Origin of the sequence: Melaminivora sp. (assembly GCF_032059615.1) — a bacterium.
Classification (GTDB): Bacteria; Pseudomonadota; Gammaproteobacteria; order Burkholderiales; family Burkholderiaceae_C; genus Melaminivora.
Genome location: NZ_DAMCAM010000072.1, coordinates 1 through 13,518 on the forward strand (window position 1 = coordinate 1; position 13,518 = coordinate 13,518).

General features: G+C 68.0%; 11 protein-coding genes and 1 pseudogene. 1 reads left to right on the forward strand and 11 read right to left on the reverse strand.

Annotation, left to right across the window (positions count from 1 at the left end):
• Nucleotides 1–144 precede the first annotated feature (144 nt).
• The 11 genes from RT051_RS12960 to serA form a co-directional block, all read right to left on the reverse strand.
• Entirely contained in the window at nucleotides 145–771 is a 627-nt protein-coding gene (locus tag RT051_RS12960; RefSeq protein ID WP_313077315.1) for a DUF502 domain-containing protein, read from the reverse strand.
• A gap of 22 nt (nucleotides 772–793) precedes the next feature.
• On the reverse strand, nucleotides 794–1,078 hold the full coding sequence (locus RT051_RS12965) for a zinc ribbon domain-containing protein (protein ID WP_313077316.1): 285 nt from the start codon (nucleotides 1,076–1,078) through the stop codon (nucleotides 794–796).
• 65 nt (nucleotides 1,079–1,143) lie between these two features.
• A complete protein-coding gene (locus RT051_RS12970; protein WP_313077317.1) occupies nucleotides 1,144–2,598 on the reverse strand; it encodes a sodium:solute symporter family protein in 1,455 nt (484 codons plus the stop codon).
• A gap of 71 nt (nucleotides 2,599–2,669) precedes the next feature.
• Entirely contained in the window at nucleotides 2,670–4,238 is a 1,569-nt protein-coding gene (gene ubiB, locus RT051_RS12975) for a ubiquinone biosynthesis regulatory protein kinase UbiB (RefSeq protein WP_313077318.1), read from the reverse strand.
• The gene (locus tag RT051_RS12980) at nucleotides 4,235–4,807 is read right to left on the reverse strand and encodes a hypothetical protein (RefSeq protein WP_313077319.1); all 573 of its coding nucleotides are present in this window, start codon (nucleotides 4,805–4,807) and stop codon (nucleotides 4,235–4,237) included. The genes ubiB and RT051_RS12980 overlap by 4 nt, the downstream gene beginning before the upstream one ends.
• Nucleotides 4,808–4,878: 71 nt before the next feature.
• Nucleotides 4,879–5,901 (reverse strand): Tim44-like domain-containing protein, encoded by a 1,023-nt coding sequence (locus tag RT051_RS12985; RefSeq protein WP_313077320.1) that lies wholly within the window; start codon nucleotides 5,899–5,901, stop codon nucleotides 4,879–4,881.
• Nucleotides 5,902–5,940: 39 nt separating this feature from the next.
• The gene (gene ubiE, locus RT051_RS12990) at nucleotides 5,941–6,672 is read right to left on the reverse strand and encodes a bifunctional demethylmenaquinone methyltransferase/2-methoxy-6-polyprenyl-1,4-benzoquinol methylase UbiE (RefSeq protein WP_313077321.1); all 732 of its coding nucleotides are present in this window, start codon (nucleotides 6,670–6,672) and stop codon (nucleotides 5,941–5,943) included.
• Between the two features lie 119 nt (nucleotides 6,673–6,791).
• Nucleotides 6,792–7,211 (reverse strand): DUF971 domain-containing protein, encoded by a 420-nt coding sequence (locus RT051_RS12995; protein WP_313077322.1) that lies wholly within the window; start codon nucleotides 7,209–7,211, stop codon nucleotides 6,792–6,794.
• 75 nt (nucleotides 7,212–7,286) lie between these two features.
• Nucleotides 7,287–7,736: an HIT family protein gene (locus RT051_RS13000; protein ID WP_313077323.1), complete on the reverse strand. Its 450-nt coding sequence runs from the start codon at nucleotides 7,734–7,736 to the stop codon at nucleotides 7,287–7,289.
• Nucleotides 7,733–11,662, reverse strand: a complete 3,930-nt coding sequence (locus RT051_RS13005; protein WP_313077324.1) for an FAD/FMN-binding oxidoreductase — start codon at nucleotides 11,660–11,662, stop codon at nucleotides 7,733–7,735. The genes RT051_RS13000 and RT051_RS13005 overlap by 4 nt, the downstream gene beginning before the upstream one ends.
• 102 nt (nucleotides 11,663–11,764) lie before the next feature.
• Complete coding sequence (gene serA / locus RT051_RS13010) at nucleotides 11,765–12,994, reverse strand: phosphoglycerate dehydrogenase (protein WP_313077325.1); 1,230 nt, start codon at nucleotides 12,992–12,994, stop codon at nucleotides 11,765–11,767.
• 283 nt (nucleotides 12,995–13,277) lie between these two features.
• Here serA and RT051_RS13015 point away from each other — a divergent pair.
• Nucleotides 13,278–13,518 (forward strand): annotated as a pseudogene (locus tag RT051_RS13015) (sn-glycerol-3-phosphate ABC transporter substrate-binding protein); the annotation flags it as partial.

Consider the following 13,518-nt stretch of genomic DNA (forward strand, 5'->3'; position numbering starts at 1 on the left):
ACAGGGTGACGGTTTGGCCCATCAGGGCTTCGGTCACGAGACCGCAGTAGTGGGAACGCATGGACATGGGTTTTGGGCTTCCTGCGCCTGCTTGCGCAGGACGCGACGGTGGGGATCGGTGACAGGCCGTGACCAAGAGGGGCGCTAGCGCGCAGTCTCGGCCGCGGCGAGAGGGTCGGGGGGCGCCACGACGCCCATCGAGACAATGTATTTGAGGGCGGCGTCGATGCTCATGTCCAGCTCCACGCAGTCGCTCCTGCGCATGAGCACGAAGTAGCCCCCGGTAGGGTTGGGCGTGGTGGGCACATAGACGCTCACGTATTCGTCGCGCAGGTAGGCCGCCACCTCGCCGCTGGGCTGGCCGGTGATGAAGCCCACCGTCCACACGCCCTCGCGCGGCCACTGCACCAGCACGGCGGTGCGAAAGGCGTTGCCGCTCTCGGAAAACAGCGTGTCAGACACCTGCTTGACGCTGGAGTAGATGGAGCGCACCACCGGGATGCGGCTGACCAGCGCGTCGCCCCACTGCACCAGCTTGCGCCCGGCGAAATTGCTGGCAAAGGCGCCCACGACCAGCAGGATGGTCAGCGTGAGCAGCACGCCGAAGCCCGGCAGGTGAAAGCCCAGCAGCCGGTCGGGCTGCCAGGCGCTGGGCAGGATGGCCAGGGTCTGGTCCAGCGTGCCGACGATCCAGGCCAGCACCCAGGCCGTGATCACGCCGGGCACCACGACCAGGAGCCCGGTGAACAGCCACTTGCGCAGCGCGGCCATAGGAGCGCCCTTTTGCATCGATTCAGCTATCAGAAGAGGCTGCAGCCGGCGTGGATGCTGGAGCTGATGCTTCTTTTTTCGTAGCACTGGGCGCGGCCACCTCTGCGGCGGGTGCCGCAGGCTTGCGGCCGCTGAAGTCGGTGGCGTACCAGCCCGTGCCCTTGAGCTGGAAGCCCGCGGCGGTCAGCTGCTTGGTGAAGGCCTCGGCGCCGCAGGCAGGGCAGCGGGTGAGCTGCGGGTCGGAGATTTTCTGCAGCACGTCCCTGGCATGGCCGCAGGAGCCGCACTGGTAAGCGTAAATAGGCATTGCAAAAGGCGCGCGGTTGTCGTGCAAAACCGGCGATTATAAATAGCGCCGGCCGAGGGCGTGACTCACAGGTCCAGCCCCGCCACCGGCTGGGCCGGCACGCGGGTATTGCGCACCCGCTGCGGCGCGAGCGACCCCGCGACCATGCCGAAGGCGGCCGCCAGCACGCCGGCGAGCTGCTGCGGAAAGGCCTCGCCCAGCGCCGGCACCGACATGAACAGCACCCAGGTGCCGATGCCCAGCACCACGGCGCTCAGTGCGCCCTGGGTGTTGGCGCGCTTCCAGTACAGGCCGAAGACCAGCGGCACGAAGGCGCCCACCAGCGGCACCTGGTAGGCGCCCGACACCAGCTCGAAGATGGGCGTGCCTTCCATCTTGATGGAGTAGATCAGCACGCAGATGGCGAACACGAAGACGCTGATGCGCATGATGCGCAGGTTCTCGTCGTCGCTGATGTAGGTGGGACGGAACTGGCGCCAGATGTTCTCGGTGAAGGTGACGGCCGGCGCCAGCAGCGTGGCCGAGGCGCAGGACTTGATGGCCGACAGCAGGGCGCCGAAGAATAGCACCTGCATGATGACCGGCATGCGCTCCATCACGAGCGTGGGCAGCACCTTCTGCGGGTCGTCGTCCAGCAGCGTGGCGGTCTGCTCGGGCATGATGATCAGCGCGCTGGCCACCAGGAACATGGGCACGAAGGCGAACAGGATGTAGGCACTGCCGCCGATGATGGTGCCGTGCGTGGCGGCCTTCTCCGTCTTGGCCGACATGACACGCTGGAACACGTCCTGCTGGGGGATCGAGCCCAGCATCATGGTGATGGCCGCGCCGAAAAAGAAGATGACCTCGTGCCAGGTCGGCTCGGGCCAGAAGCGGAACATGTCGCGGCTGGTCGCCAGGTCGATCACCTTGCCGGCACCGCCCGCCATGTCGGCAGCGAAGAACGAAAGCACCAGGAGGCCCACCACCAGCACGATCATCTGGATGAAGTCGGTCACCGCGACCGACCACATGCCGCCCCACAGCGTGTACACCAGGATGGAGGCCACGCCGATGGCCATGCCCCAGGGGATCGAGATCAGCCCGCCCGACAGCAGGTTGAACACCAGGCCGAGCGCCGTGACCTGCGCCGACACCCAGCCCAGGTAGCTGAGCATGATGATGAGCGAGCAGGCGATCTCGATGGTGCGCCCAAAGCGCTCGCGGTAGTAGTCGGAAATCGTCAGCAGCGACATGCGGTAGAGCCTGGCAGCGAAGAAGGCTCCCACCAGGATCAGGCACATGCCGGCGCCGAACGGGTCTTCCACCACGGCATTCAGGCCGCCCTTGATGAACTTGGCCGGCACGCCCAGCACGATCTCCGAGCCGAACCACGTGGCGAACGTGGTGGTGATGATCATGTACATGGGCAGGTGCCTGCCGGCGATGGCGAAGTCGGCCGTGTTCTGCACGCGCCGGGCGGCCCACAGGCCGATACCGATGGTGACAAACAGGTAAGCAATCACCATGAAGAGCAACACGGCGCAACTCCTGAGGAAAAAAGAAGGGCTGGGTGGAAGAGCGGAGAGGAAAAGTGAAGCGGCGGCGGGGCTCAGAAGAGCTGCACACGCACGACGAACTGCATGGCCAGCAGGCCCAGCACGAAGCCCAGCCCGCCATAGACCAGGCCCTGCAGCAGCCGGTTGGTGCGCCGCTGCTCGGCCAGGAGGGCCAGCAGCTGCTGCTCGCGCGCCTTATCGGGGCGCTTGCCCAGGTACTGGTGCAGCAGACGCGGCAGCTCGGGCAGGATCTTGGCGTAGCGCGGCGCCTCCAGGCGCAGCTCGCGCCACAGGCGCTGCGGGCCCAGCTGCTCGAGCATCCATTTTTCGAGGAAGGGCTTGGCCGTGCTCCACAGGTCCAGCTCCGGGTCGAGCTGGCGGCCCAGGCCCTCGATGTTGAGCAGCGTCTTTTGCAGGAGGACCAGCTGCGGCTGGATTTCCACCTGGAAGCGCCGCGAGGTCTGGAACAGGCGCAACAGCACCATGCCCAGCGAGATCTCTTTCAGCGGCCGGTCGAAGTAAGGCTCGCACACGGCGCGGATCGCCGCCTCCAGCTCGTTGACGCGGGTGGTGGGTGGCACCCAGCCGCTCTCGATGTGCAGCTCGGCCACGCGCTTGTAGTCCCGGCGGAAGAAGGCCGTGAAGTTCTGCGCCAGGTATTCCTTGTCGTACTCGGTCAGCGTGCCGACGATGCCGAAGTCCAGCGAGATGTAGCGCCCGAAGGTCTCGGGCTGCAGGCTGACCTGGATGTTGCCCGGGTGCATGTCGGCGTGAAAGAACCCGTCACGGAACACCTGGGTGAAAAAGATGGTGACACCGTCGCGGGCCAGCTTTTTGATGTCCACGCCCGCTTCCTGCAACCGCCCGACCTGGCTGATGGGCACGCCGTTCATGCGCTCCATGACCAGCACGTCGGGGTGGCAGAAGTCCCAGAAGATTTCCGGGATCAGCACCAAGTCCAGCCCTGCCATGTTGCGCCGCAGCTGCGCGGCGTTGGAGGCCTCGCGGATCAGGTCCAGCTCGTCGTTGAGATAGGTATCGAACTCGGCCACCACCTGGCGGGGCTTGAGGCGCTTGCCGTCGGCGGACAGGCGCTCGACCCAGCCGGCCATCACGCGCATGAGCGCCATGTCCTTGCGGATCACCGGCAGCATGCCCGGGCGCAGCACCTTGACCGCCACGTCGCGCAGGTTGCCGTAGCGGTCGCGGATGACGGCGAAGTGCACCTGGGCAATCGAGGCGCTGGCCACCGGCTCGCGCTCGAACGAGACGAACACCTCGTCGAGGGACCGGCGGAAGGCTCGCTCGATGGTGGCCACCGAGATGGCCGGGTCGAACGGCGGCACGCGGTCCTGCAGCAGCGCCAGCTCATCGGCGATGTCCGGCGGCATCAGGTCGCGCCGCGTAGACAGCACCTGGCCGAATTTCACGAAGATGGGGCCCAGGCTCTCCAGCGCCTGGCGCAGACGCACGCCGCGCGGCGCATCCAGCCGCCGCCCGAAAGTCAGCACGCGCGTGAAGGAATGCAGCCAGGGCCGGTTGAAGCCCGACAGCACCACCTCGTCGAGCCCGTGGCGCAACACCACCCGCAGGATGGTGAAGCCCCGCACGAGGCGGCTCATGGGGGCGAGCGGTCCACGCCGTGGGCACCCACGTCCGCGCCTTCAGGGGCTGCGCGCCCGCCGACGAAACGACGCAGCGTGGCCGCGGCGCGCTCGGCCACCGAGGCGATGGCCCGCGCCGGCGTGTCGCCGACGATGCGCGCCAGATCGTCCTCGACGTCCCAGCGCACGTTGTCCACGACCCAGTTGATGTCGGCGGCCAACTGCACGTCGCCCTCGATGCGGATGGTCGGGCGCTCGCCCGACAGGGCGCTGCGTGCCAGCGACAGCGGCGAGGTCTCGGAGACCTCCAGACGCAGGTCGGGCTGGGCCTCCTGCTCGGCCAGATCGAGCAGGCCGGCCGGGGTGATGGCCAGCGTCAGGAAGAAGCCGCGCCAGCGCACCTGCGCAGTGCGCCCGGCCTGGTGTGCCAGGCGGTCCATGGCCTCCCTCTCCTGCATCAGCACATGGTTGAGGAACAGCACGGCGCGGTGCTGCACCTCATGCACCAGCCAGGCGGGCGGCTGCGGACCAGACGCGATGCGTTCCATGAACCCGTCCAGAAAAGAAAAGGGGGACTGCTTTGACATAGTCCCCAATTATTCCCCGAAGTGGCGGCAGCGCTGTCGGCTTTTTGCCCGGCGCTGCCCCCGCCCCGTGATTACTGCAGTGCCTGCACGCCTGCGACCAGCCAGCCGCTCTTGCCATCCTTGGGCTTGGTCATGTTCCAGACCTCGCGGAAGGGGCTGGGGCCGGCCGAAAGCTCCTCGCGGATCATGCCGGAGAACTCGACGCTGGCCATGTAGCCGTCGCCCAGGTCCTCGATGCCCAGCAGCTGCGCCTCCAGCATGACCACATCGGTGTGGTTGGGCTCGGCGGCGCCCCGGTGCTGCTCGCGCTCGGCCAGCTGGGTGCGGATCTCGCCCAGCATGGCGTCCGTCATCATGGAACGCAGCGTGGCGATGTCCGAGCCGTCCCAGGCGGCCTGCAGCGTGGTGAAGTTGCGCTTGGCAGCGGTGAGAAAGCCCTCGACGTCGAAGCCCTCCGGGACCCCCCAGTTCTGCGAACCGCTCAGGGCAGAGCCGATCATGGAGCCACCCGCGGCCGCCGGCTGGGCCTGGAAGGCCGTGCCGTGGCGCTCCCAGGGCCGGGCCGAGGCGTCGTTGCCCACTTTCTCGGGGTTGTACTGGCGCGGCGCGGCCACCGCGGACGGTGCCGGCGCGGCGCCGCCCGCGCCCTGGAAGGCAAATGGCGAGGCATTGCCTGCTGCCGCCGTGCGGCGCGAGCGCATGACCATGCCGACCACGGCCATCACGACCAGTGCCAGCAACGCAAACATCAGGAACTGCGCGAAGCCCGCGCCCATGCCCAGCGAATTGGCCAGCCAGGCCAGGCCCAGGCCTGCCGCCAGACCGCCCAGCATGGCGCCCCAGGGCTTCTTGGGCGCGGCGGCCGCGGCGCCCGCGCCCGATGCCGCGGCGGGCGCGGACTGCGTGGCGTTGCTGGGTGCGGCATTCTGCGCCGGTGCGCCGGGGGCACGCGCGGGCGCCGCCTCGCGCTGCGTCACGTTGGACGACTGGCGCCCGAAGGATTTGCCGCCGCCCATGCGCTTGGCATCGGCATCCACATGGACCAGCAGCGCCAGCATCGCCACTGCCGCCACGGACCAGAGCTTCTTGTTCATGTCATCTCCCGAGATGGTTGTTTGCGCCCCGAGGCGCGTTCAGCACTTGATTCCAACATGCAGCGCCACGACGCCGCCAGTCATGTTGTGATAGTCCACATGCCCGAAGCCACTTTGCTTCATGAGGGATTTGAGTTCTTCCTGGCCCGGATGCATGCGGATGGACTCGGCCAGGTACTGGTAGCTGGCGGCGTCGCCCGCGACCATCTGGCCCAGGCGCGGCAGCACCTTGAAGGAATACCAGTCGTAGGCCCCGGACAGGGGCTTGGCGACCTTGGAAAACTCCAGCACCAGCAGCCGCCCGCGGGGCTTGAGCACCCGGCACATCTCGGCCAGCGCCTGGTCCTTGTGCGTCATGTTGCGCAGGCCGAAGGCCACGCTGACCAGGTCGAAATGGTTGTCCGGAAACGGCAGGTGCTCGGCATCGCACACCGCCGTGGGCAGCACCACGCCGGCGTTGATCAGGCGGTCGCGCCCGGTGCGCAACATGGCCTCGTTGATGTCGGTGTGCACCACGCAGCCGGTGCTGCCCACCTTCCGGGCAAACGCCCGCGCCAGGTCGCCCGTGCCGCCGGCGATGTCCAACACCCGATCGCCCTCGCGCAGGTTGGCCACCATCACGGTGTAGGCCTTCCAGGCGCGGTGCAGCCCTGCGGACATCAGGTCGTTCATCAGGTCGTAACGGGGTGCGACCGAGTCGAACACGCCGCGCACGCGGCGCGCCTTGTCGTGTTCGTCAACCGACTGGAAACCGAAGTGGGTGGTGGTCATGGCGCGATGCTAGGGGAGTGCCTGCGGCCGCGTACAGGGACAACCCCGCACCGGCCTGGGGCATGTGTGGTTAATGGGACAAAGCAGGGACAGGGAAGATGGCGGGCGCGGGCGCGTTTTCAATGGCCGCCGCAGCCGTGGCCGCCCGCGGCGCGTCCGGCCATGGGCGCGTCGCGGTCCACCCCCGCCTCGGCCAGGCGCTCCTCGTAGGCGCGCCACAGCTGCTCCTGGTCGCGGCCCAGCTCATAGAGATAGGCCCAGGTGTAGAGGCCGCTGTCGTGCCCGTCCGAGAAGGTCGGGCGCAGCGCGTAGTGGCCCACGGGCTCGATCTGCACCAGCGTGACGTGGCGCTTGCCCGTCTGCAGCACCTCCTGGCCCGCGCCGTGGCCCTGCACTTCGGCTGAAGGGGAATGGATGCGCAGCAGCTCGAACGGAATGCGAAAGCGGGCGCCATCGGAGAACGCCACCTCCAGCGTGCGCGACTGCTCATGCACGGTGATGGCTTCGGGGGTGGGTTGCGTGTCGCCTGCTTGGGCCATGGTTCACCTCGTTCGGTTTTCAGTCAAATCGGGCGCAAGCCATTGATCCGCTTTGACTGTCAGCTATCAAAATTGTTAACAAGCCGCCTGCTGCCAGTCGTCCAGTCGCTCGCGCAGCGCCTCGTGCAGGGCCGGCAGGCGCATGGCCACTTCGGCCTCCTGCTCGGGCACGCGCGCGCGCTGCGGCGCAGCCCAGATGGGCGCCGGCCAGTGGCTGTCCCCGTCGTGGCGCGCGACGACGTGCCAGTGCAGGTGCGGCACCACGTTGCCCAGGCTGGCCAGATTGATCTTGGCCGGCTGCAACTGCGCGCGCAGCACCTGCTCGACCAGCACCAGCGCCTGCAGGCAGTGCGCGCGCTCTTCTTCGGTCAAGTCCGAGAACTCGGCCACATGCGCGTTCCAGACCACGCGGTAGAACGCCGGGAAGCCCGGCTCATCGGCGTGGATGACGCGCAGGCGCGCGCCGCGCCAGACCAGCACGCCGCCGTCGGTGGCGCACAGGGGACAGGGCGGGTGCTGCGTCACACCAGCACGCGCTCGATGCCGCCGGCGTTGGCCCGGGCCACGTATTCGGGCAACCAGTGCTCGCCCAGGATCTGGCGTGCCATCTCGACCACGATGTAGTCGGCTTCCAGCAGGCCGGTGGACAGATCCTGCTGGTAGCGCGAGACCCCCTGCAGGCAGCTCGGGCAGCTGGTCAGGATCTTGATGTTGCCGGTCGCCTCCACGGCGCCGCTGGCGCGCAGCTGGGCCTCGCCCTTCCTGATCTCCTCGGTCTTACGAAAGCGCACCTGGGTGGCGATGTCGGGCCGGGTCACGCCCAACGTGCCCGACTCGCCGCAGCAGCGATCGCTCTTGACGACCTTGTCGCCCACCAGCGCGCGCACGGTCTGCATCGAGTCGCCCTGCTTCATGGGGTTGTGGCAGGGCTCGTGATACAGATAGCCGCCCTGGCCCGCGGGCAGCGCGATGCCCTTTTCCAGCAGGAATTCGTGGATGTCGATCATCCGGCTGCCGGGGAAGATCTTGTCGAACTGGTAGCCCTGCAGCTGGTCGTAGCAGGTGCCGCACGAGACCACCACCGTCTTGATGTCCAGGTAGTTCAGCGTGGTGGCCACGCGGTGGAACAGCACCCGGTTGTCGGTGATCATCTTCTCGGCCTTGTCGAACTGGCCGCTGCCACGCTGCGGATAGCCGCAGCACAGGTAGCCCGGCGGCAGCACCGTCTGCACGCCGGCATGCCACAGCATGGCCTGGGTGGCTAGACCGACCTGCGAAAACAGCCGCTCGGAGCCGCAGCCCGGGAAGTAAAACACCGCCTCGCTGTCCGCCCGCGTCCCGGGGTTGCGGATGATGGGCACGTAGTCCTTGTCCTGGATGTCGAGCAGCGCCCGCGCCGTCTTCGTCGGCAGCCCGCCGGGCAGCTTCTTGTTGACGAAGTGGATCACCTGTTCCTTGATCGGCGCCGTGCCCACGGTGGCGGGCGGGCGCGCGGTCTGGCGGCGCGCGACGCCGCGCAGCGCATCCACCGCCACGCGCTGGGCCTTGAAGCCGACGTTGACCATGCCCGCGCGCAGCACGCCGATGGTGCGCGGGTCGGTGGCGTTGAGCATGGCCATGGCCAGCTTGTTGCCGGGCCGGAAGCTCTTCTTGTCCATCTTGCGCAGCAGGTTGCGCATGTTCATGGTCACGTCGCCGAAGTCGATCTTGACCGGGCAGGGGTTGTAGCAGCGGTGGCAGACGGTGCAGTGGTCGGCCACGTCCTCGAACTCCTGCCAATGGTGGCTGGAGATGCCGCGGCGCGTCTGCTCCTCGTACAGAAAGGCCTCGGCCAGCAGCGAGGTCGCCAGGATCTTGTTGCGCGGCGAATAGAGCAAATTGGCGCGCGGCACGTGCGTGGAGCACACGGGCTTGCACTTGCCGCAGCGCAGGCAGTCCTTGACGCTGGCGACGATGGCGCCGATGTCGCTCTGGCGCATGATGAGCGACTCATAACCCATCAGGCCAAAACTCGGCGTGTAGGCGTTGGTCAGGTCGGCGTAGCGCAGCGAGGCGCGCGTGCCATTTTTGGCTTTTTCGCCGTTTTGCCCAGGCTGGCTGCGGGCCAGCTGCTCTTGATTACGTAGCAACTTGCCCCAGTTGAAGTGGCCGTGGGGGTCCACGCGCTGCTTGTACTCGGCAAAGGGCGCCAGCTCTTCGTCGGTCAGGAACTCCAGCTTGGTGATGCCGATGCCGTGCTCGCCCGAAATCACGCCGCCCAGGGACCGCGCCAGCACCATGATGCGCGCCACCGCCTCGTGCGCGGTCTGCAGCATGGCGTAGTCGTCGCTGTTGACGGGGATGTTGGTGTGCACGTTGCCGTCGCCCGCGTGCATGTGCAGGGCCACCCACACGCGGCCCTTGAGCACGCGCTGGTGGATGGCGGCCACCTCGTCGAGGATGGGCTGGCAGGCGGCGCCGGCGAACAGGGCCGCCAGGGGTTTCCTGATCTGCGCCTTCCAGCTCGCGCGCAGCGTGTGGTCCTGCAGCTGGGGAAACAGCACGCCCACGTTGTCCAGCCAGTCCTGCCACAGGGCGCGCACCTCGGCCAGCAGCGCACGCGCCTGGGCCACCCGGTCGCCCAGCAGCACGGACGCCGGGATGCCCTGGGCATCGTCCTGCTTGCCCAGGGGCAGGCGCTCCTGGGCGAAAAATTCCAGCAGCGCGTCGCACAGCGCCAGCTTGTTGCGCAGGCTCAGCTCGATGTTGATGCGCTCGATGCCGTCGGTGTACTCGGCCATGCGCGGCAGCGGAATCACCACGTCCTCGTTGATCTTGAAGGCGTTGGTGTGGCGCGAAATGGCCGCCGTGCGCTTGCGATCGAGCCAGAACTTCTTGCGCGCCTCGGGGCTCACCGCCGTAAAGCCCTCGCCCGAGCGCGAGTTGGCGATGCGCACCACCTCGGCGGCGGCGCGCGCCACGGCATCCGGGTCGTCGCCCACCAGGTCGCCGATCAGCACCATCTTGGGCAGGCGGCCGGCGCCCTTCTTCGATTTGGTGGCGTAGCCCACGGCCTTCAGGTAGCGGTCGTCCAGGTGCTCCAGGCCCGCCAGCAGCACGCCCGAGCGCTCGGCCTCGGCGAACATGAAGTCCTTGATCTCGACGATGCTGGGCACGGCGTCGCGCGCATTGCCGAAAAATTCCAGGCACACGGTGCGCGTGTGCTCGGGCATGCGGTGCACGATCCAGCGCGCGCTGGTGATCAGGCCGTCCGTGCCCTCCTTCTGCACGCCCGGCAGGCCCGAGAGGAACTTGTCGGTCACGTCCTTGCCCAGGCCCTCCTTGCGGAACGTCCTGCCCGGGATGTCCAGCCGCTCGGTGCGCGCCAGGGTTGTGCCGTCGGCCTCGAAGTACTGCAGCTCGAAGCTGGCGACCTCTGCGTCGTGGATCTTGCCCAGGTTGTGTCCGATGCGCGTGACCTCCAGCCACAGCCCATCGGGCGTGACCATGCGCCAGCTCGCCAGGTTGTCGAGCGCCGTGCCCCACAGCACGGCCTTCTTGCCGCCGGCGTTCATGGCAATGTTGCCGCCGATGCAGCTCGCCTCGATCGAGGTCGGGTCCACGGCGAAGACGTAGCCGGCGGCCTCGGCCGCGTCGGCCACGCGCTGGGTGACCACGCCGGCCTCGCTCCAGACCGTGGGCACGGGCGCCTGCAGGCCGGGCAGCTGCACCAGCTCCACCGCGCTCATGGCTTCGAGCTTTTCGGTGTTGATGACGGCGCTGCGCCAGGTGAGCGGAATGGCCCCGCCGGTGTAGCCCGTGCCGCCGCCGCGCGGGATGATGGTCAGCTCCAGCGCGATGCACTCGCGCACCAGGGCGGCCATCTGGCTCTCGGTGTCGGGCGTGAGCACGACGAAGGGAAACTCCACGCGCCAGTCGGTCGCGTCGGTCACGTGCGAGACGCGCGACAGGCCGTCGAACTTGATGTTGTCCTTGTGGGTGTGCGGCGCCAGGCGCCTGTGCACCTCGCGGCGCAGGGCGGCCGCCTCGACCAGGGTGGCGTCGAACTGGGCGATGGCGCGGCGCGCCGCCTCCACCAGCTGGCCCACGCGGCGGTCGCGCTCGGCGTCCTCGTGCGGCAGGCGGCGCTTGTCGATCTCGGCCATGCGGTGCTGCATGGCGTCCACCAGCAGCTTGCGGCGCGCGGGGTTGTGCAGCAGGTCGTCCTGCAGATAGGGGTTGCGCTGCACGGCCCAGATGTCGCCCAGCACCTCGTAGAGCATGCGCGCCGAGCGGCCCGTGCGGCGCTCGCGGCGCAGCTGGTCGAGCACGGCCCAGGCGGGCTCGCCCAGCAGGCGGATGACGATCTCGCGGTCGGAGAACGAGGTGTAGTTGTAGGGAATCTCGCGCAGCCGCGCAGGTTCGGTGGCTTGCGCGCCTTCGAGGGCCGCCAGCGCAATCGGAGCATTCATGGAATCAACCTGGATCGGGCGCTGCTGGCCCTCGTGGCTCGGGGGCTGGGCATTTTAAGCGAGGGCCGGGTTTTCACCCGCCCCCGCAGGGGCCGGCCCGGCTCAGAACAGCACGCGCGTGCGCAGCGTGCCGGGCACCTGGGCGAGCTTTTCCAGCGCCAGGTCGGACGAGCGCGCGTCCAGGTCGATGACCACGTAGCCCACGTCCTCGCGCGTCTGCAGGTACTGCGCGGCGATGTTGATGTCGTTGTCCGACAGGATGCGGTTGATCTGCGAGAGCACGCCCGGCACGTTCTGGTGGATGTGCAGCAGGCGGTGCTTGCCGCCCTGCTCGGGCAGGGCCACCTCGGGGAAGTTCACGGCCGAGGTGCTGGTGCCGTTGTCGCTGTAGCGGATCAGCTTGTGCGCCACCTCCAGGCCGATGTTGGCCTGCGCCTCGACGGTCGAGCCACCGATGTGCGGGGTCAGGATGACGTTGTCCAGGCCGCGCAGGGGCGAGACGAACTCGTCCTTGTTGCTCTTGGGCTCCTTGGGGAAGACGTCGATGGCGGCGCCGGCCAGGTGGCGGCTCTTGAGCGCCTCGGCCAGCGGCTCGATCTCCACCACCGTGCCGCGCGAGGCGTTGATCAGGATGGCGCCCGGCTTCATGGCGGCGATCTGGGCCGCGCCCATCATCCACTGCGTGGACGGCAGCTCGGGCACGTGCAGGCTGACGATGTCGGCCTCGGCCAGCAGCGCGGCCAGCGAGGGCGACTGGTGCGCATTGCCCAGGGGCAGCTTGGCCACCACATCGTGGAAGATGACGCGCATGCCCAGACTCTCGGCCAGCACCGACAGCTGCGAGCCGATGGCGCCATAGCCGACGATGCCCAGCGTCTTGCCGCGCGCCTCGAACGCGCCGTCGGCGCTCTTGAGCCAGCCGCCGCGGTGGGCCACCGCGTTTTTCTCGGCGATGCCACGCAGCAGCAGGATGGCCTCGGCCAGCACCAGCTCGGCCACCGAGCGGGTGTTGGAATACGGCGCGTTGAAGACGGCGATGCCGCGCGCGCGCGCGGCGGCCAGGTCGATCTGGTTGGTGCCGATGCAGAACGCGCCGATGGCCACCAGCTTGGGCGCGGCGGCCAGCACCTCGGCGGTGAGCTGGGTGCGCGAGCGGATGCCCACGAAGTGCGCGTCGGCGAGCGCCGCGCGCAGCTCCTGCCCTTCCAGCGCGCCGGCCAGGCGCTGCACGTTGGTGTAGCCGGCGGCGGCCAGCGCCTCCACGGCGCAGGCATGGATGCCTTCGAGCAGCACGAACTTGATCTTGCTTTTGTCCAGGGAGGTCTTGGGCATGGCGTCTGGGTGTGGATGGTGAAGACGGGATGCATCATTGTGCAGCGCACAAATCCCTGCTTGGGCACGGGCGATTGCCCGGCAGGCCCGCGCGGCAAAGGGACAAAGTCCCGCATTTGTCAGGAAAGCGTAATGCAGGTGTCACAATTTGCGCCTTTGCGCTGACGGGTTATTCCCGTTGTCGCCCCCACCGGGCCGTGCGACAACGCCATCATCCTGTCACAGGGCGGCGCCACCATGGCGCTTTTGCCCCTTGTCCATCCCAAAGAGGAGTACTCAACCCATGCAAATCAAACCTCTGGCGCTGGCCGCCTCCCTGCTCGCTGCCAGCCTGGGCGCCCAGGCGCAGACCGAGATCCAGTGGTGGCACTCGATGACCGCCGTGAACAACGAGTGGGTCAACGACCTGGCCAAGCAGTTCAACGAGAGCCAGAAGGAATACAAGGTCGTGCCCACGTTCAAGGGCGTGTATGACGAGAGCATGACGGCCGCCATCGCCGCCTTCCGCTCGGGCAACGCGCCGC